General features: G+C 65.2%; 1 protein-coding gene (cut by a window edge). It reads left to right on the top strand.

Annotated elements, in window-relative coordinates; translation table 11 throughout:
- Positions 1–21311, top strand: partial view of a non-ribosomal peptide synthase/polyketide synthase gene (locus E1P53_RS07795; protein ID WP_342353775.1) — the 3' portion only. Its footprint begins 2494 nt before the window's first position; 21311 of the gene's 23805 nt are visible here — the last part of the coding sequence; its start codon lies off the left edge, out of view; its stop codon occupies positions 21309–21311.

Below are 21311 nucleotides of genomic sequence, written 5' to 3'. Positions count from 1 at the left end.
ACCGTGAGCGCCCCCAGGTAGCCTCCGGTCGCGGCGCGCGGATCACCTTCGACGTGCCCGCTGAGACCGTCGACCGGGTCGAGGAGATCGCGAGGATCAGCGGCGCAACGCCGTTCATGGTGGCGCACGCGGCGCTCGCCGTGCTGCTGTCCCGTATGGCGGCGACCGACGATGTCGCGATCGCTACGCCGATCGCCGGCCGCACTCATGCCGTGGTCGAGCCGCTGGTCGGCATGTTCGTCAATACGCTGGTCCTCCGCACCGGAATCGACCGCGCAGCAACCTTCCTCGACCTCCTCGAAGAGGTCCGCGCGGCCGACTTGGACGCCTTCGACAACGGGGACGTCCCCTTCGAAACACTCGTCGAAACCCTGGCACCGGTGCGAAGTGAGGCGTTTGCGCCTCTCGCGCAGGTGATGCTGTCGTTCGATCCTGCGCGATCGGCCCACAAGCTGGAGATGGCGATAAGTGGGCTGCAAGTCACCGAGATCGATCCGCCAATCATTCCAGCCCAGTACGACCTCACTATCGGGTTGAACACGCTCGATGAGGGTGGATGGTCTGGAATGGTCACGTTCGCCACAGATCTGTTCGACCCGGCATCGGCGGAGCAGATTGGGCGACGGTTCGTCCGACTGCTCGACCAGCTCACGGAGAGTCCTCAACGGGCGGTGGGTGATGTGCCGCTGCTTTCCGCTGAGGAAGCAGAGGCGCTCGCTGCCGAGGAGCGGGGTGCGGCGGTTGCTTTGCCGTCGGAGGATTTGGCGTCTGCGGTGGCTGCGAGTGTGGTGGCGTATCCGGGGCGTGAGGCTTTGGTGTTCGGGGATCGTTCTGTCTCTTATGGGGAGTTCGGTTCGCGGGTGTGGACTTTGGCGCGTCAGTTGATTGCTGCTGGTGTTGGTCCGGATGTTGCTGTGGCGGTGTGTATTCCGCGTTCGGTGGAGTTGTTGGTCGCGGTTCATGCGGTGGTTGCTGCTGGTGGCCAGTATGTGCCGATTGATACCGGGGCGCCTGTTGATCGTGCTCGGTACATGGTGGAGACGTCGGGTGCGTCGGTGGTGTTGGTGCATGCCGGGTTGGCGGTTCCGGCGTCGGTTGTGGGGCTTGGTGATGCGGTCGAGGTGATCGCGGTGGATGCGTCGGTGCCGGTTGAGGCGGGTGTGTCTGCGGTGACCGATGCGGAGCGTCGTGGTCGGTTGTTGCCGCAGCATGCTGCGTACACGATTTTCACTTCGGGGTCGACGGGCCGGCCGAAGGGTGTGACGTTGCCGCATGAGGCGGTGGTGAACCGGCTGCGGTGGGGTCTGGATGAGTTGCCGATCGGTCCGGACGACATGGTGGTGTTGAAGACCCCGTATACCTTCGACTGCTCGGTTGCGGAGTTGTTTGCTCCGTTGATGCAGGGTTCGAGGCTTCTGATCGCGGATCCGGAGGGGCATCTGGATCCTCCGTATCTTGCTGATTTGATCGCGGACAAGGGCGCGACGATGGTGCATTTCGTGCCGTCGATGCTGTCGGTGTTCTTGGAGTTGGCGGGTCCGGAGCGGTTGGCGCGGCTGGATCGGGTGCGGATCATCTCCACCACGGGTGAGGCGTTGCCGCCGGCGGTGGCGGCCGAGACTCGGGCCGTTGTGCCGGGTGCGATGCTGTACAACCTGTATGGGCCGACCGAGGCGGCGGTGGAGATCACCTCCTACCAGCGCCTGGACGAGGTGGGGGATACGGTCCCGATCGGTGTTCCGGTGTGGAATTCGACCGCCTATGTCTTGGACGGGCGATTGAACCAGGTGCCCTATGGTGTGCCCGGCGAGCTGTATGTCGGTGGGGTGCAGCTGGCGCGTGGATATGCTGCGCGTCCTGATCTGACCGCTGATCGGTTCTTGGCGGATCCGTTCGGTGCGCCGGGCTCGCGGATGTATCGCACGGGTGATCTGGTGCGGCGTAATGCGTCTGGTGAGTTGGAGTATCTGGGTCGTACTGATTTCCAGGTGAAGTTGCGTGGACAGCGGATTGAGTTGGGTGAGATCGAGGCCGCGATCGCGCAGGCACCGGGCGTAGTCCACGCCGCGGTCACGGTGACCGAGGCGGCCGGAGGCCAGCACCTGGTCGGCTACTTCGCGCCTTCCGAGGTCGATCTGGACACGGTTCGGGAGTCCGTGGGCGCCGCTCTGCCCACTTACATGCATCCCTCGGTGTGGGTGCCGCTGGAGTCCATGCCGCTGAACACGGCCGGCAAGGTCGATCGCAAGGCGTTGCCGGCTCCGGTGATCGAGTCGGCCGGCTACGAGGCGCCGAGCTCCGACGCCGAGGAACGGGTTGCCTCGGTGTTCGCGACCCTCCTCGACCTCGAGCAGGTATCGGTGACCGAGTCGTTCTTCGATCTCGGCGGGAACTCGCTGTCGGCGCTGCGTCTGGCCGCACGGATCTCCGATGCGCTCGGTGTGCAGGTGAGTGTTCGCGATGTCTTCGACGCGCCGTCGGTGCGTGAGCTTGTGAACGCGGTTTCGGGACAGGCTCCGGCCCTCCCGCCCGTCCGGCCTGTCACGCCCCGGCCCGAGCGTGTGCCGTTGTCCTACTCGCAGCAGCGGATGTGGTTCATCAACCAGATGGAGCCGGATCTGCCGACCTACAACATCCCGGCCCTGTTCGAACTGTCCGGGAACATCGACGTAGATCTGTTGCGCACGGCGCTGGTCGATGTGATCACGCGGCACGAGATCCTTCGCACCACCTTCCCAGCCGCGGACGGACTGCCGTATCAACACGTTCTGCTCCCAGCGGAGGTCGACGAGCACCTCGACTGGCGAGTTGTGACCTCTGCGGACGGATTCGCCTCCGACCTCCGGCGCGGATTCGACGTCTCCCACGAGTTGCCGATCCGAGCACGAGTGCTGTTCAACTCTTCAGATACGGCGACCCTTGCCCTGGTGGCTCACCACATCGCATTCGACGGACAGTCGTTCGGACCGTTGGCGGCCGATCTCTTCACCGCCTACGACTCGCGGAGTCGTGGTGAGGCGCCAGGGTTCGCACCTCTCGAGGTCCAGTTCGCCGATTATGCGTTGTGGCAGCGCGAGGTGCTCGGTGCACCGGAGGACACTGAATCGGTTCTCGGCAACCAACTCACGTACTGGCGTCAGCGGCTCGCCGGCCTTTCGGACGTGCTCGATCTCCCGACCGACAGGCCACGGCCCCTCGTCGCCAGCCACCGTGGCGAACTGTTCACCTTCGAGATCCCCGCAGACATCGGCCGCCGCGTCGACGAGGTCGCGGCAGATCGGGGCGCCACGCGTTTCATGGTTCTGCACGCCGCGTTCGCAGTGCTTCTCGCGCGTCTGACCGGTACGAGCGATCTGGCAGTGGGTACTCCGATCGGCGGGCGGGGTCAGCGTGAACTCGACGCCATGATCGGTATGTTCGTCAACACCCTGGTCCTCCGGACCAGCATCGACCCGGGCAACAGCTTCGACGAGGTATTGGATCGCGTCCGAGCCGATGACCTGGAGGCACTCTCACACGCCGACATTCCGTTCGAATCGGTCGTCGAGGCTGTCAATCCGGTTCGCTCCACCGCATTCTCGCCGCTGGTACAGGTGATTCTCTCGGTGGATCCGATTGCGGCCGATACCGCGGAGACCATCAGCGTCAACGGACTGAACATCCGCCCTGTCACCGTCAGTGAGGCTCCGGCCCAGGTCGACCTCAACCTGACCGTCTCGACGGGTTCTGCAGGTGATGCATGGTCTGCGATTTTCACGTATGCGACTGATTTGTTTGATCGGTCGAGCATCGAGCGTTTTTCTGAGTGGTTTGTGCGGTTGCTCGAGGGCGTGCTGACCTCGCCTGATCGTCCGGTTGGTGACGTCGAGTTGCTTGCGCCGGAGCACCGGGCGGCCGTTGTCGAGGGTTCGGTGGCCTCGTCGGGGTCGGTTGCCGGTGAGACGATCGCGGATCAGGTGGCTGCGCGTGTCGCCGATTCTGCGGACGGGGTCGCTCTCGTGTCTGGTGAGCGCAGCATTGATTATGCGGAGTTCGGACTGCGAGTGGCTGGGCTTGCCCGCACTTTGATCGGTCACGGGGTTGGGCCGAATACCGCGGTGGGTGTTGTCATGCGTCGTACGCCGGCGATGGTGATCGCGGTGCATGCGGTGATGGCCGCGGGTGGGCAGTATGTGCCGATCGATCCGGAGGCGCCGGCTGATCGTGCTCGGTACATGGTCGAGACCGCGGCTGTCGGTCCGGTGCTCGTGGAGTCGGGGCATCGCCCGTCGCAGGTGCTTGATGTGATGGACTCGACTGCACCGGTCATCGAGGTCGATGCCGATGTGCCGATCGATCCCGCTACCGAGCCGTTGGCGGCGTCGGAGCGGTTGCGTCCGTTGCGTCTTGATGATGCTGCGTACACGTTGTTCACTTCGGGGTCGACGGGTCGGCCGAAGGGTGTGACGGTGTCGCATCGTGCGGTGGCAAACTTCGTCGCCTGGTTCGATTCGTTGATACCTGAGGGTTCGCAGCGTCTGGTGTTCAAGACGCCGCATACCTTTGATGCGTCGGTGCTGGAGCTGTTTTGGCCGTTGACGGCTGGGCAGACGATGGTGGTCGCCGAACCAGATGGTCATCGGGATCCGCAGTATCTTGCGGATCTGATCGCCGAGGCAGGGGTGACGATCGCGCAGTTCGTGCCGTCGTTGTTGTCGGTGTTCCTCGACGTGGTGGACCGGACCGAGCATCTTGACGGGTTGCAGGTGTTGTTCAGTGGTGGTGAGGCGTTGCCGCCGGCAGTGCTTCGCCGGTTCACCGAACGTGTGCCGGGTACGCGGGTGGTCAATCTGTTCGGTCCGACCGAGGCTGCGGTGTACACGATGTCGGCGCAGCTTGATGGTGCGGTCGATGTGGTGCCGATCGGTAAGCCGATGCCGAACACCACCGCCTACGTTCTCGATGCGCGTCTGCATCCGGTTCCTGATGGGGTTGCCGGTGAGTTGTATCTGGGTGGTGTCCAGTCGGCGCGTGGTTATGCTTCGCGTGCTGATCTGACTGCGGAGCGTTTTGTTGCTGATCCGTTCGGCGAGGCGGGTTCTCGCTTGTACAGGACTGGTGACCTTGTTCGTCGTCGGCCGAGCGGGGATCTGGAGTATTTGGGTCGTGCTGATTTCCAGGTGAAGTTGCGTGGTCAGCGCTTGGAGTTGGGTGAGGTGGAGTCGGCGGTTTCGGGTGCGCCGGGTGTGGTGCATGCGGCGGCTCGGGTGGTGTCTGGTCCGGCTGGTGATCAGTTGGTCGGGTATGTCGCTCCTGCTTCTGTGGATGTGGATGTGGTGCGGGCGTCGGTGGCGGGATCGTTGCCGGAGTACATGCGTCCGTCGGTGTGGGTGGTGTTGGAGGAGATGCCGCTCAATAGTGCGGGCAAGGTGGATCGGCGGTCGTTGCCGGATCCCGAGCTCGGTGTGGCCGAGTATGTGGCGCCTGGGTCTGAGGCCGAAGAGGTTGTGGCTGGGGTGTTTGCTGATCTGTTGGGTGTTGAGCGGGTCAGTGTGGTCGAGTCGTTCTTTGATTTGGGTGGTAATTCGCTGGCGGCGATGCGCCTGGTGGCGCGGGTGTCGGATGCGCTCGGGGTGCAGGTGTCGGTGCGTGATGTGTTTGATGCGCCGTCGGTTCGTGAGTTGGTGGTGGCTGTTTCGGGTCGTCGGCCGGCGTTGCCGCCGGTGAGGGCGGTTTCGCCGCGTCCGGGGCGGGTGCCGTTGTCGTTTGCGCAGCAGCGGATGTGGTTCATCAACCAGTTGGAGCCGTCCAGTGGGATGTACAACATTCCGTTGGTGTTGCGGGTTGTTGGTGATCTGGATGTCGATGCGTTGCGTGCGGCGATGGTCGATGTTGTTGTCCGTCATGAGTTGCTTCGGACGACGTTCCCTGCTGTGGATGGTGTTCCGTTCCAGCGGGTGCATGACGTGTCAGAGGTAGCCGCTCACCTGGATTGGCGTGATGTCGACTCGGCCTCTGGCATCGAGGACGCGGTGACTGGTGGGTTCGTGCTCGAGCATCAATGGCCGGTGCGGGTGCGTGTGTGGGAGTCTGCGCCGGGGGAGCATGTGGTTGCGGTGGTTATGCACCACATTGCTTCTGATGGTGAGTCGTTGTCGCCGTTGGTGTCTGATTTGGTGGCGGGGTATGTGGCTCGGTCGTCGGGTGAGGTGCCTGGGTTTGCGCCGTTGTCGGTGCAGTTTGCTGATTTTGCTATTTGGCAGCATGAGGTGTTGGGGTCGCCGGATGATCCGTCGTCGGTGATTGGTGGGCAGCTTGCGTATTGGCGTGAGCAGTTGGCTGGGTTGCCGGATGTGTTGGAGTTGCCGGCGGATCGGCCGCGTCCGCAGGTGGCCTCGGGTCGTGGTGTGCGGACTGTGTTCGAGATGCCCGAGGCTGTGGTCGGGCGTGTGCGGCGGTTGGCGGAGTCTCATGGTGTGACGCCGTTCATGGTGTTGCATGCGGCGTTCGCGGTGATGTTGTCGCGGTTGGCCGGTACGAGTGATGTGGCTGTGGGTACTCCGGTCGCGGGTCGTGGTCAGCAGGTGCTGGATCCGTTGATCGGTATGTTCGTCAACACGTTGGTGTTGCGTAGCGAGGTTGATGCGGGTGGTTCGTTCGCCCGGTTGCTGGAGCAGGTCCGTGAGACGGATCTGGCTGCGTTTGCGAACGCGGATGTGCCGTTCGAGGCTGTTGTGGATGCGGTGAACCCGGTGCGTAGCGAGGCGTTCGCCCCGCTGGCCCAGGTCATGTTGGTGGCGTCCCCGGCGGCTGAGGGTCTGCCGAGTGCGATTGATCTCGGTGGGCTGGAGTTGTCGCCGGTCGAGTCCGATGAGGTTCCGGCGCAGCGTGACCTGACTGTGTATGTCGAGATCGGTGAGGCCGGGGCGTGGTCGGGTTCGGTGGTCGCGGCGGCCGATCTGTTCGATGTGGAGACCGCGGCTGGGTTCGCGGATCGGTTCGTGCGTGTGCTTGATGTGGTGACCGCGGATCCGTCGTTGCCGGTGGGTGATGTGGATCTGCTGACCGCTGATGAGCGTCGTGCGCTCGAGTTGTTGCCTGCGCCGGTGGTGCAGACGGTGAACGCCGGCCGCACGTTGGTGGATCTGTTCGCCGGTTCGGTTGCGGCGCATGCTGATCGGGTTGCGGTGTCGGCGGCTGGTCGTGTGTTGTCGTTTGCGGAGTTGGATGCTCGTTCGGATGCGGTGGCTGCGGGTCTGATTGCGCGTGGGGTGTCTGCCGGTGATCTGGTGGGTGTCGCGACGGCGCGTTCGGTGGATCTGGTGTCGGCGATCCTGGGCGTGTTGAAGGCCGGGGCCGGCTATTTGCCGTTGGATTTGGGTAACCCGGTGGAGCGGTTGTCGTTCATCGTGTCCGATGCCGAGGTGTCGGTGGTGATCGGTGATGGGTCGTCGGCCGATCACGGGTTGTGGCGGCAGTTGCCGGGTTCGGCGCAGGTTGTCGATGTGGAAGAGCTTGCGGCGCAACCGGTGTCGGCGTCGTGGTCGCCGGTTCGGGTGCCGGCGGATGCGCGGGCGTATGTGATCTACACGTCGGGGTCGACGGGGCGTCCGAAGGGTGTGGAGATCACCCATCGTGATGTGGTGACGCTGATGGATGCCGCTGGCGGGGAGTTCGAGTTCTCGGCTGCCGATGTGTGGACGATGTTCCATTCGTATGCGTTCGACTTCTCGGTGTGGGAGATGTGGGGCCCGCTGTTGTCGGGTGCGCGTCTGGTGGTCGTGGATCGGGAGTTGGCGCGGGATCCGCGGGCGTTCGTCGATGTGTTGGTCGACGAGGGTGTGACGGTGTTGAGTCAGACGCCGTCGGCGTTCTACCAGCTCATCGATGCTCGGCGTGGTGATGAGCGGCCGTTGGCGTTGCGGTATGTGGTGTTCGGCGGTGAGGCGCTGAGTTTCGATCAGGTCCGCCGCTGGTATGACGAGAATCCGTCACAGACGGCGCGTCTGGTGAACATGTACGGCATCACCGAGACCACGGTGCATGTGAGTTTCCGTGCCCTGGACCGGGATGTGGTTGCGGGTACGGATGCGTCGTTGATCGGTCGGCCGTTGTCGTCGTTGCAGATCCATATTCTCGATGACCGGTTGCATCCGGTGCCCGAGGGTGTTCCGGGTGAGATGTATGTGTCGGGTGGTCAGTTGGCTGCCGGTTATCTTCGGCGGCCGGGATTGTCGGCGTCGCGGTTCGTGGCCGATCCGTTCGCTGGTGATGGGTCGCGGATGTATCGGACCGGTGATCGTGCCCGGCGTGTGGGTGGCGATATCGAGTACCTGGGCCGCAACGATGCGCAGGTGCAGTTGCGTGGTTTCCGTATCGAGTTCGGTGAGATCGAGGCGGCGTTGTTGGCTGCGGTGCCGTCGGCTGCTGCGGCTGCTGCGCGGGTGATCACTGATGCGGTGCGTGGCGATCAGCTGGTGGGTTATGTGGTGGTCGGTGCCGGGCAGGATGTGGACTCGGCTGCTGTGCGGTCGGCGGTGGCCGAGCACGTGCCTGGCTACATGGTTCCCGATGTGGTGGTCGGAGTGGAGCGTTTGCCGCTGACCGCCAACGGCAAACTCGACCGCGAGGCGTTGCCGGCACCACAGTTCGAAACCGCCGAGTTTGTGGCGCCTGGGTCTGAGGCCGAAGAGGTTGTGGCTGGGGTGTTTGCTGATCTGTTGGGTGTTGAGCGGGTCAGTGTGGTCGAGTCGTTTTTTGATTTGGGTGGTAACTCGTTGTCGGCGGCACGTCTGGCCGCTCGGGCGTCTGCGGCGTTGGACGTCGAGGTGTCGGTGCGTGATGTGTTTGATGCGCCGTCGGTTCGTGAGTTGGTGGTGGCTGTTTCGGGTCGTCGGCCGGCGTTGCCGCCGGTGAGGGCGGTTTCGCCGCGTCCGGGGCGGGTTCCGTTGTCGTTTGCGCAGCAGCGGATGTGGTTTATCAACCAGTTGGAGCCGTCCAGTGGGATGTACAACATTCCGTTGGTGTTGCGGGTTGTTGGTGACCTGGATGTCGATGCGTTGCGTGCGGCGATGGTCGATGTTGTTGTCCGTCATGAGTTGCTTCGGACGACGTTCCCGGATGTGGATGGTGTGCCGTTCCAGCGGGTGCATGACGTGTCAGAGGTAGCCGCTCACCTGGATTGGCGTGATGTCGACTCGGCCTCTGGCATCGAGGACGCGGTGACTGGTGGGTTCGTGCTCGAGCATCAATGGCCGGTGCGGGTGCGTGTGTGGGAGTCTGCGCCGGGGGAGCATGTGGTTGCGGTGGTTATGCACCACATTGCTTCTGATGGTGAGTCGTTGTCGCCGTTGGTGTCTGATTTGGTGGCGGGGTATGTGGCTCGGTCGTCGGGTGAGGTGCCTGGGTTTGCGCCGTTGTCGGTGCAGTTTGCTGATTTTGCTATTTGGCAGCATGAGGTGTTGGGGTCGCCGGATGATCCGTCGTCGGTGATTGGTGGGCAGCTTGCGTATTGGCGTGAGCAGTTGGCTGGGTTGCCGGATGTGTTGGAGTTGCCGGCGGATCGGCCGCGTCCGCAGGTGGCCTCGGGTCGTGGTGTGCGGACTGTGTTCGAGATGCCCGAGGCTGTGGTCGGGCGTGTGCGGCGGTTGGCGGAGTCTCATGGTGTGACGCCGTTCATGGTGTTGCATGCGGCGTTCGCGGTGATGTTGTCGCGGTTGGCCGGTACGAGTGATGTGGCTGTGGGTACTCCGGTCGCGGGTCGTGGTCAGCAGGTGCTGGATCCGTTGATCGGTATGTTCGTCAACACGTTGGTGTTGCGTAGCGAGGTTGATGCGGGTGGTTCGTTCGCCCGGTTGCTGGAGCAGGTCCGTGAGACGGATCTGGCTGCGTTTGCGAACGCGGATGTGCCGTTCGAGGCTGTTGTGGATGCGGTGAACCCGGTGCGTAGCGAGGCGTTCGCCCCGCTGGCCCAGGTCATGTTGGTGGCGTCCCCGGCGGCTGAGGGTCTGCCGAGTGCGATTGATCTCGGTGGGCTGGAGTTGTCGCCGGTCGAGTCCGATGAGGTTCCGGCGCAGCGTGACCTGACTGTGTATGTCGAGATCGGTGAGGCCGGGGCGTGGTCGGGTTCGGTGGTCGCGGCGGCCGATCTGTTCGATGTGGAGACCGCGGCTGGGTTCGCGGATCGGTTCGTGCGTGTGCTTGATGTGGTGACCGCGGATCCGTCGTTGCCGGTGGGTGATGTGGATCTGCTGACCGCTGATGAGCGTCGTGCGCTCGAGTTGTTGCCTGCGCCGGTGGTGCAGACGGTGAACGCCGGCCGCACGTTGGTGGATCTGTTCGCCGGTTCGGTTGCGGCGCATGCTGATCGGGTTGCGGTGTCGGCGGCTGGTCGTGTGTTGTCGTTTGCGGAGTTGGATGCTCGTTCGGATGCGGTGGCTGCGGGTCTGATTGCGCGTGGGGTGTCTGCCGGTGATCTGGTGGGTGTCGCGACGGCGCGTTCGGTGGATCTGGTGTCGGCGATCCTGGGCGTGTTGAAGGCCGGGGCCGGCTATTTGCCGTTGGATTTGGGTAACCCGGTGGAGCGGTTGTCGTTCATCGTGTCCGATGCCGAGGTGTCGGTGGTGATCGGTGATGGGTCGTCGGCCGATCACGGGTTGTGGCGGCAGTTGCCGGGTTCGGCGCAGGTTGTCGATGTGGAAGAGCTTGCGGCGCAACCGGTGTCGGCGTCGTGGTCGCCGGTTCGGGTGCCGGCGGATGCGCGGGCGTATGTGATCTACACGTCGGGGTCGACGGGGCGTCCGAAGGGTGTGGAGATCACCCATCGTGATGTGGTGACGCTGATGGATGCCGCTGGCGGGGAGTTCGAGTTCTCGGCTGCCGATGTGTGGACGATGTTCCATTCGTATGCGTTCGACTTCTCGGTGTGGGAGATGTGGGGCCCGCTGTTGTCGGGTGCGCGTCTGGTGGTCGTGGATCGGGAGTTGGCGCGGGATCCGCGGGCGTTCGTCGATGTGTTGGTCGACGAGGGTGTGACGGTGTTGAGTCAGACGCCGTCGGCGTTCTACCAGCTCATCGATGCTCGGCGTGGTGATGAGCGGCCGTTGGCGTTGCGGTATGTGGTGTTCGGCGGTGAGGCGCTGAGTTTCGATCAGGTCCGCCGCTGGTATGACGAGAATCCGTCACAGACGGCGCGTCTGGTGAACATGTACGGCATCACCGAGACCACGGTGCATGTGAGTTTCCGTGCCCTGGACCGGGATGTGGTTGCGGGTACGGATGCGTCGTTGATCGGTCGGCCGTTGTCGTCGTTGCAGATCCATATTCTCGATGACCGGTTGCATCCGGTGCCCGAGGGTGTTCCGGGTGAGATGTATGTGTCGGGTGGTCAGTTGGCTGCCGGTTATCTTCGGCGGCCGGGATTGTCGGCGTCGCGGTTCGTGGCCGATCCGTTCGCTGGTGATGGGTCGCGGATGTATCGGACCGGTGATCGTGCCCGGCGTGTGGGTGGCGATATCGAGTACCTGGGCCGCAACGATGCGCAGGTGCAGTTGCGTGGTTTCCGTATCGAGTTCGGTGAGATCGAGGCGGCGTTGTTGGCTGCGGTGCCGTCGGCTGCTGCGGCTGCTGCGCGGGTGATCACTGATGCGGTGCGTGGCGATCAGCTGGTGGGTTATGTGGTGGTCGGTGCCGGGCAGGATGTGGACTCGGCTGCTGTGCGGTCGGCGGTGGCCGAGCACGTGCCTGGCTACATGGTTCCCGATGTGGTGGTCGGAGTGGAGCGTTTGCCGCTGACCGCCAACGGCAAACTCGACCGCGAGGCGTTGCCGGCACCACAGTTCGAAACCGCCGAGTTTGTGGCGCCTGGGTCTGAGGCCGAAGAGGTTGTGGCTGGGGTGTTTGCTGATCTGTTGGGTGTTGAGCGGGTCAGTGTGGTCGAGTCGTTTTTTGATTTGGGTGGTAACTCGTTGTCGGCGGCACGTCTGGCCGCTCGGGCGTCTGCGGCGTTGGACGTCGAGGTGTCGGTGCGTGATGTGTTTGATGCGCCGTCGGTTCGTGAGTTGGTGGTGGCTGTTTCGGGTCGTCGGCCGGCGTTGCCGCCGGTGAGGGCGGTTTCGCCGCGTCCGGGGCGGGTTCCGTTGTCGTTTGCGCAGCAGCGGATGTGGTTTATCAACCAGTTCGACACCTCCTCGGGTGCCTACAACATCCCGGCTGCACTCACCCTCCCCTCGACGATCGACGCCGACCTGGTCGCCGGCGCTCTACTCGACGTGATCGGGCGGCACGAAGTGCTGCGCACCGTGTACCCGTCGATCGACAACAAGCCCGTTCAGCATGTCCTTCCCCTCGCCGAGGCGCGAGCAAGATTCGATTGGGCGGAGGTCGAATCCCTGGACGCCCTGGTCGCCTCGACGACGGCCGGCTTCGATGTGAGCGGCGAGTTGCCGCTGCGGGGCCGGTTCATGCGTGACGAAAGTGGGCTGCACATCGCGATCACCGTCCACCACATCGCGATGGACGGGCAGTCGATCCCGGTTCTGGCACGGGACCTGATGGGGGCCTACGCCGCCAGGTCCGAGGGACGGGACATCGACCTGCCTGCGCTCGAGGTCCAGTACGCCGACTACGCGTTGTGGCAGCACTCGGTCCTCGGCGACGTGTCCGACGACGCCAGTGTTCTCGGTGAGCAGATGGCGTACTGGCGCCGAGCGCTTGCAGGACTGCCGGCGGTGACAGATCTGCCGATGGACCGCCCGCGGCCCCCTGTGTTGGGCACCGCCGGCGGGATCGTCACCGTCGAGGTCGACGACCCGGTCGTCCAGCGGATCGACGAGCTCGCGCGCGAGCGGTCCATGTCGGCGTTCATGATCACCGAGGCGGCCTTCGCTGCGACGATCGCGCGCCTGGCATCGACGACCGACGTGGTCATCGCCACGCCGATCGCCGGGCGCAGCGATCCGGCGCTCGAAGACCTCATCGGAATGTTCGTCAACACGCTACTGCTTCGAACGCAGGTCGATCCCGGAACGAGCGTCGGGGAACTCCTCGAGCGTGTCCGGACGACAGTTCTCGATGCGTTCGCGAACGACCAGGTTCAGTTCGACGACCTGATCAACGCGTTCGCGTCGGAACGGTCGTCCTCGTACCAGCCGCTGGCACAGATCGCTTTCACGTACACCGAGGCGGCCGATGAGGCGATGAGCGGCGCCACGAGCGGTGTCGACGCGAAAGCGGTGGACACCGGGGTCGTCGAGGCGAAGTTCGATCTGACCGTGGCTGTGCGGGCAAGTGCTGCCGGGGCCCCCATGGCCGTCGACTTCATCTACGCCGCAGAACTTTTCGACGAGCCGACGGTTCGGCGATTCGCCGACGTGTATCGCCGCGTCCTGAAAGCGGTGGTCGAAGACCAACAGATCGCGGTAGGGGACATCGACATCGTGGGACGCGCGGAGGAGACGCGTCTGGATGCGGCGCCGCCCGTCGGGCTCCCCGCCCGAGGCGCCACGGTGGGACGCGGCGGCGAAGTCGAAGAGGGCACGCTCATCGACGTGCTGGCGCAGCGGGACCTCGATCCGGACCATCTGGCACTCATCTGCGACGGCACCGAGATCGACTACGACGAGTTCGAGACCCGCACCAACGCGATCGCCCGCGCATTGCTGCGTCGGGGAGTGCAACCCGAGGACGTCATCGCGGTTGGCATGGAGCGGTCGATCGGGTCGGTGCTCGCCACGTGGGGCATCGTCAAGAGCGGTGCCGCGTTCGTACCCGTCGACCCGGCCTACCCGACCGACCGCATCGCGTACATGCTCGATGACTCGCGCGCTGCGTTCGGCATCACCGATGCTGCCACGAGGGATCGCCTCGGCGAGTCCCCCTGTGCATGGGTGGATCTGGCAGAACTGGAGGCAGAAGCCGAGTCCGGCGACGATATCGCCGATTCGGAGCGGAACGGATCGGTGCGTTTGTCGAACCTCGCGTACCTGATCTATACCTCGGGTTCCACCGGGCGGCCCAAGGCGGTCGGCGTATCGCATACGGGCATCGTCGATTTCGTCAACTCTCTGGCCAAGATCACGACCGGAACGCCTGAGGACGAGCCCGACACCCGGATCCTGCACGTCGCGTCGCCCAGCTTCGATGCGTCGATCTTCGAGATGGCGTGGGCGATCCCCGCCGGGCATACGCTCGTGATCGCACCGCACACCGAGTACGCCGGTGACGCACTCGCGACCGTGCTGGAACGCGACGAGGTCACCGATCTGATCCTCACGCCGTCGGTGCTGGCGACCGTCGATCCCGCTCGTGCGGAGTACGTGCGCAACCTCGCCACCGGTGGCGAGGCGTGCCCTCCGGAACTGGTCGAACGCTGGTCGCAGCGTGGTCGCCGGATCTTCAACTGCTATGGACCCACCGAGGCAACGGTCTGGGCCACGCGATCACGGCTGACTGCCGGAAAGCCGGTGACGATCGGCAAGCCGATCGACGGATTCACCGTGCGCGTCCTCGACCAGCGGCTGCATGAGGTTCCACTGGGTGTGGTGGGCGAGCTGTACCTGTCGACCGCGGGCCTCGCCCGGGGATATCTCGGGCGGCCGGGCCAGACCGCGACCAGCTTCGTCGCTGACCCGTTCGGCGAGCCCGGTTCGCGGATGTATGCGACCGGCGACCTGGTCCGTGTGGGTAAGGGCGGCAACCTCGAGTTCGCCGGACGCGCCGATCATCAGGTCAAGATCAACGGCCAGCGTGTGGAGTTGGGCGAGATCGAGTCGGTGCTCGACGCGCAGCCCGGAGTCGCGCAGTCGGTGGTGATCGGGGTCGAGACGGAGCGCGGCGGACGCAAGCACACAGAGATCGTCGCCTACTTGGTGGCCAAGCCGGGCGCGACGATCGACAGTGCCGCGGTGCTCGACGAGGCCTCCACCCATCTCGCGGCCCACATGGTGCCCGCGCAGGCGATCGTCATCGACGAGATCCCGCTGACCCCGGCCGGCAAGCTCGATCGGACCGCGCTTCCGGCGCCGCAGGCCCCGAAGCCCGCAGAGTATGTCGCGCCGGCCAACCCGGTCGAGGAGGATCTCGCGCGGATCGTCGGCGGTCTGCTCGGGGAGGAGCGGATCAGCGTCACCGAGTCGTTCTTCGCCCTCGGCGGCGACTCGATCATGTCCATTCAGCTGTCGTCGGCGGCCAAGGCTGCGGGTTATCACCTGACACCGCGAGAGATCTTCGAGCTGAAGACGATCCGCGCGATGGCCGCCTCCGTCGCGGCATCCGGCGGGCCGGTCGAACTGGTCGAGGAACTCCCGGGCGGCGGAACCGGCGACATGCCCCTTCCCCCGGTCGTGTCCTGGCTGGTCGAGCATTCCGACGAGCCGTCGGATCTCGCGGATTTCTCGCAGGCGCTCGTGTTCAACCTGCCCAACGCGGCACAGGTGTCGGATATGCAGACGGTGTTCGAGGCAGTCGCCTCGTCCCACCCGATGCTGACGGCGGTCCTTGCACCGTCGGAGGGCGGGTGGACCCTGACCGCCGGCGCGGGTCGGGTCCCGACGGTCCGCGAGATCGACGCGGACGGTTCGCTCGACGAGGCGCTGACCGATGCACACCGCGAACTGCTCGGTGCTCTCGACCCTACGACCGGTTCGCTGGTCGCGGCCGCGATCGTGAACGGAGACGGCCGACGTCGTCTGGTGGTCGCCATCCATCACCTCGGTGTCGACGCCGTGTCCTGGCCGATCCTGGTGGAAGACCTGGTGACCGCCTGGGCGCAACACACATCCGGTCGGCCGATCGAACTCCGGCCGGAGGGCACCTCCGCACGTCGGGTTGCGCATCTGCTCGCCGATCAGGTGGACGCACGCGCTGCGGAGGCCGGCTACTGGCTGGAGCAGCTCCCGGAGCGACCCACATCATTCGGCGAGCCCGCCGATCGCTCGGGGCATCGCTGGCGTGACGATAAGTCGTTCACCTACGTCGTGGACGATGTCGCCGGGAAGATCCTCACCACCGCCGCGGCGGCGTTCGGCGGCAGCGCCGACGACATCCTGATCGGTGCACTCGCCCGGGCGGTGCGCGCATGGCAGCTCGACAACGGCATCAGCGACGATGGACCGGTCACAGTCCACACCGAGGGTCACGGCCGTTACGAGGGCCTTGCCGGTGACGCGGGAATCGTAGACCTGTCGCGGACCGTCGGGTGGTTCACGAACATCACCCCCATGGCGGTCGATCCGTCGGTTGATGTCGTTCACGCCGTCAAGTCCGCGAAGGACTCCCGGGTCTCGCGCCCTGCAGGTGGCCTCGGCTTCGGAATTCTGCGTTACAACAGCGACGGCGAGCTCGCTCGTCGTCCGCTCCCGACGATCCTCTACAACTTCTTCGGCGGCGGCTCGACGCCGATATCCGAGCCGGGACCGGACGACTTCCTACCGGTGTCGGATGGACCGCATCTGCCGGCCACGGTGTCGGGCGCCATGCGCTCGTCGAGCATCTTCGGGCTGAACATCAGCACTGCGGGCCGTGACGACAAGAGGCTCGAGGCGGTCGTCACGTACGCGACCGACGTCCTGGACGAAGCCGCGGCCGTTGACATCGTGTCGCGTTGGCACGATGCCCTCCGGGAGATCACGCATCTCGTCGATGCAGGTGTGGATGTCGGCCTCAGCCGAACCGACGTGCCCGGGGTGCCCCTGACCCAGGCGGATCTCGACCACCTCGCCGAGCGCTACCCGGGGGCCGACGTCTGGCCGATGACCCCGCTACAGCAGGGCTTGTTCTTCCAGGCGGACCTCGCCGGGACAGGCGGGGATGATGCGTCCCTCGACGTGTACATCACGCAGACCGTCCTCTCATTGCGTGGCGACGTGGACACCGAGCGGCTGCGGAATGCGCTGACAGAACTGCTCGCCCGGCATCGAGTCCTGCGGTCCGGGTTCGTCCGCGTGCCGAGCGGTGCTCCGGTCACCGTCGTCCCGCCTCATGTCGAGGTGCCGTGGAGCGTCATCGACGTCCGCTCGGACGATGGCAGGAGCCACCGCGACCGGGTGGAGACAGTGCTCGCAGCCGAGCGCACCGAGCCGTTCGACATGGCGCGGCCACCTCTGATCCGCGTCGTCGTCATCGAGCACGTGGACGGCACAGAGGTGGTCATCACCAACCACCACCTCCTGATCGACGGCTGGTCCAGCCCATTGGTGCTCGCCGATCTGCTGACGCTGTACGCGACCGGGGAGACCTTCACCCGGCCGGGTGTCACCGGCAGCGACTTCGCCGACCACGCCCGTGCCGTCGCCACGGCAGACACAGAGGCGGGACTCGCCGCGTGGCGGGAGGTTCTCGCGCCCGTGACCGAGCCCACCTTGGTCGCGCCCGGGCATGAGCCGTCCGCTGACGCACCTCCTCGTGACCTCGAGTTCACGGTCGACGCGGATGTGACCGAGCGCCTGGAGGCGCTGGCGCGGGACAACTCGACCACCATGGCGACCGTCGTCCAGTTCGCGTGGGCCGTGTTCCTGTCGCGACTGACCGGGGTCCGGACCGTGACGTTCGGCGAGACCGTCTCGGGTCGGTCGGCGGACATCGACGGCATGGAACAGATGATCGGCATGTTCATCAACACCATCCCGGCTGTCGTCGACGTCGCACCCGATTCCACGGTCCTCGAAGTCCTTGCGGCGATGCAGGACGACAAGGTGAAGGTCCTCGACCACCAGCAGTTCGGCCTGCCGATGCTCATCGCGCAGAGCGGACTCCCGGTGCTATTCGACACTCTCACCGTCTACGAGTCGTTCCCGGTGAACGTCGAATCGGTCGCGGGGATCGACCCATCGGTGGCCGGCGGACTCCAGTTGGTCGATGCGCAGACGACCGATGCGACGCACTATCCGCTCAACCTCTCCGCATCACAACGCGGCGCCGAGCTGGCACTGAAGTTGAAGTATCTACCGTCGGCATTCGGCCCGGAGCAGGTCGACGTGTTTGCGGATGTGCTGAAGGAACTGCTGGGTGCGATCGCCCGTGACCCGAACCTGACGGTTGGCCGGTTGCCGTTGCTCTCGGCAGATCGCGGTGCTGCTCTTGCTCCGGTGTCGGGTGGTCCGGCGTCGGCTCCGGTGCCGCTTCATGAGTTGTTCTCCGATGCGGCGCGGCGTGCTCCGGACGCGGTGGCCGTCGTCGATGGCTCCGGTGTCCGGATGACCTATCGGGAACTCGATGAGGCCTCGAATCGGTTGGCGCGCTGGCTGATCGGCCGCGGCGTCGGTCCCGATCGGGTGGTCGTCCTGGCGATCGGGCGTTCGGCGACGTTGTTGACGGCGATCTGGGCGGTGGCCAAGGCGGGCGGCGCGTATGTACCGGTTGATCCGGATTACCCGACCGACCGGGTCTCGGCGATGATCGAGGATTCCTCGGCGATGCTCGGCCTGGCGGTCGCCGAGTCTGGCGATCTGCCTTCCGACGGACTCGATTGGGTGCGGCTCGATGATGCTCAGATCGAATCCGAGGTCGCCGCACAGTCGGCGGTTGCGCTCACCGACGCTGATCGGCGCGGACGGGTCGTTGCGAACAACCTGGCGTACGTGATCTTCACGTCGGGTTCGACCGGACGGCCGAAGGGCGTGGCAGTCACTCATTCGGGCGTCGCGAACCTGGCGCGGCAGGAGTCGGTGTGGCTGAGTGCGGGTGTGAAGGCGCCGGTTGTATTGGGCTTCGCCTCGCCGAGTTTCGATGCGTCGTTCTTCGAGTACATGCTCGCGATCGTGAACGCCGGGACGATCGTCTATCGCCCGTCCGAGGTGTTGGGCGGGCCCGAGCTGGAGTCGTTCATCACCGAGCACGGCGTCACGCACATGGTGTTGACTCCGTCGGTCCTGTCGACGCTCGACCCGTCGAAGGTGCCGAGCCTGCAGGTTGTCACGTCTGCAGGTGAAGCGGTCACGCAGGCGGTCGCCGATCGGTGGGGAGCTGTGGTGAGGTACCACAACCTGTACGGCCCGACCGAGGCGACGGTTTGGTCGTCGAGCAGCCCGCGGTTCACACCGGGCGACCCGGTTCGAATCGGCGGGCCGATCGGCGGCGTCGATCTGATGGTCCTGGATGCCGGACTGCGTCCGGTGCCGGTGGGTATACCGGGTGAGCTGTACATCGCTGGACCCGCGCTGGCCCGAGGCTATTTGCATCGTTTCGGCCTGACCGCTGAGAGTTTTGTCGCTAACCCTCATGGCGATCCGGGTCAACGGATGTATCGCACTGGTGACGTGGTCCGCTGGCTGGCCGATGGTGCAGGTGGGCTGACCCTGGATTACCTGGGGCGTACTGACGACCAGGTCAAGCTGCGTGGTCTGCGTATCGAGCTCGGGGAGATCGAGGCCGTTCTCTCCGAGCACCCGGGCGTCGAGTCCGCGGTCGTCATCGGTGTCGGTGGTTCGGTCGCGTCGGCGCTTGCAGCCTACGTCGTGCCGTCGGCGGACACGGTGGATGTGTCGGAGTTGAAGGCGTTCGCCGGTCACCGACTCCCATCGCACATGGTGCCGTCATCGTTCACCGTCATCGACGAACTTCCGCTGACGCCGGCAGGCAAGCTCGACAAGCGGGCACTGCCCGAACCGACGTTGCAGACCGGCGAGTACGTCGAGCCCGCCCCGGGTCTCGAGCGGACGGTGGCCGATGTGGTGGCCGCGGTCCTGGAACTCGATCCCGGCCGGGTCTCGGCCACCGCGAGCTTCTTCGATCTGGGTGGTAATTCTCTGTCGGCGGCGCGTCTTGCAGCGCGGCTGTCCGACCAACTCGGACTCTCGGTGTCGGTACGGGACGTGTTCGACGCCGGTTCCGTGCGAGAGCTCGCCGTGACCGTCGGTGCCTCCGAGGCTGCCGATCTGCCGCCGATCACCGCGGTCTCGCCGCGTCCGGAGCGGCTGCCGTTGTCGTTCGCGCAGCAGCGCATCTGGTTCATCAACCAGTTGGAGCCGGAGGCGCCGACTTACAACATGTCGATCGGAGTGCGCCTGACGGGGTCCCTGGACGTGCCCGCTCTACGATCTGCGGTGGCCGACGTGGTCGAGCGTCACGAGATTCTCCGTACAACGTTCCCGTCGGTGGACGGCGAACCCTTCCAACAAGTTCATGCCGCGGATTCGTCCATGGCGGAGCCCGATTGGGCTGTGGTCTCTGATGAGGCCGCGTTGGTTTCGGCCGCCGGGGCCGGATTCGATGTGGCCGCGGCCCCGCCGTTCCGGGTCCGCTTGATGAAGATCTCCGACACCGAACACGTTTTGCTGGCCGTACTGCATCACCTGGTCGGTGACGGTGAGTCGATGCGTCCGCTGATCAGGGACATCGTGGCCGCATACCTGGCACGTGCGGCTGGCTCGGCTCCGAGGTTCGATCCGCTTGACGTCCAGTTCGCCGACTATGCGCTGTGGCAGCGTGAAGTGTTGGGTTCGCCTGATGATCCTTCGTCGATTGTCGGGCGGCAGTTGGACTACTGGCAGCATCAGCTGGCCGGGGCGCCCGATGTGCTGGACCTGCCCATGGACCGTCCGCGTCCCCAGGTTGCGACCCACCGTGGCGCAATGGTGTCGACGCCGCTGCCCGTCGAGGTGGGCGCGCGCGTGAACCGCTTGGCTCGCGAGCGGGGCGTCACCCCGTTCATGGTGGTACATGCGGCGCTGACGGTGCTGTTGTCGCGCATGTCGGCGACCGACGACATCGTCGTGGCGACGCCGATCGCCGGCCGCGGACAGCAGGTCCTCGAGCCGCTTGTCGGCATGTTCGTCAACACTCTCTTGCTGCGCACGGGGGTGGAGCCACGGGCCAGGTTCACAGACCTCCTCGATCGAGTGCGGTCGGTCGACCTCGAGGCGTTCGCCCATGCCGACGTTCCTTTCGAGGCTGTTGTCGACCGTGTCCAGCCGGTGCGTTCCCAAGCGTTCGCTCCTCTGGCCCAGGTGATGATCACCGTCATCGACCACACCCCGGCGAAGGTCGATGCCTCGATCGACGCCGACGCAGGTGCCCTCCGAATCGCTCCGGTCGAGGCCCCCGTCGTGCCCGCTCAATACGACCTGAGCTGGACTATCGGGCTGGGTGGTGACGGAGATGGACTGGTTCAGATCGTGTATGCAACGGACCTCTTCGACGACAACACCGTGCGGCGGCTCCTGGAAAGGTTCATCGACGTCCTCGACCACCTCAGTGCGCACCCGGAGGGGCCGGTCTCCGATGCCCCCCTGCTGACCGAGACCGAGCGCACCGAGGTTCTCGCCTGGTCCCGCGGACCGTCGGTAGAGGAACCGGCTGCGACCGTGATCGAGCTCGCGGCGAGTAGGGTCCGATGA

This window comes from Gordonia paraffinivorans (assembly GCF_900683595.1).
Lineage (GTDB): Bacteria > Actinomycetota > Actinomycetes > Mycobacteriales > Mycobacteriaceae > Gordonia > Gordonia paraffinivorans.
The sequence above is the reverse complement of the archived record's forward strand: the minus strand, read 5'-3'. Positions and strand labels throughout refer to the sequence as shown.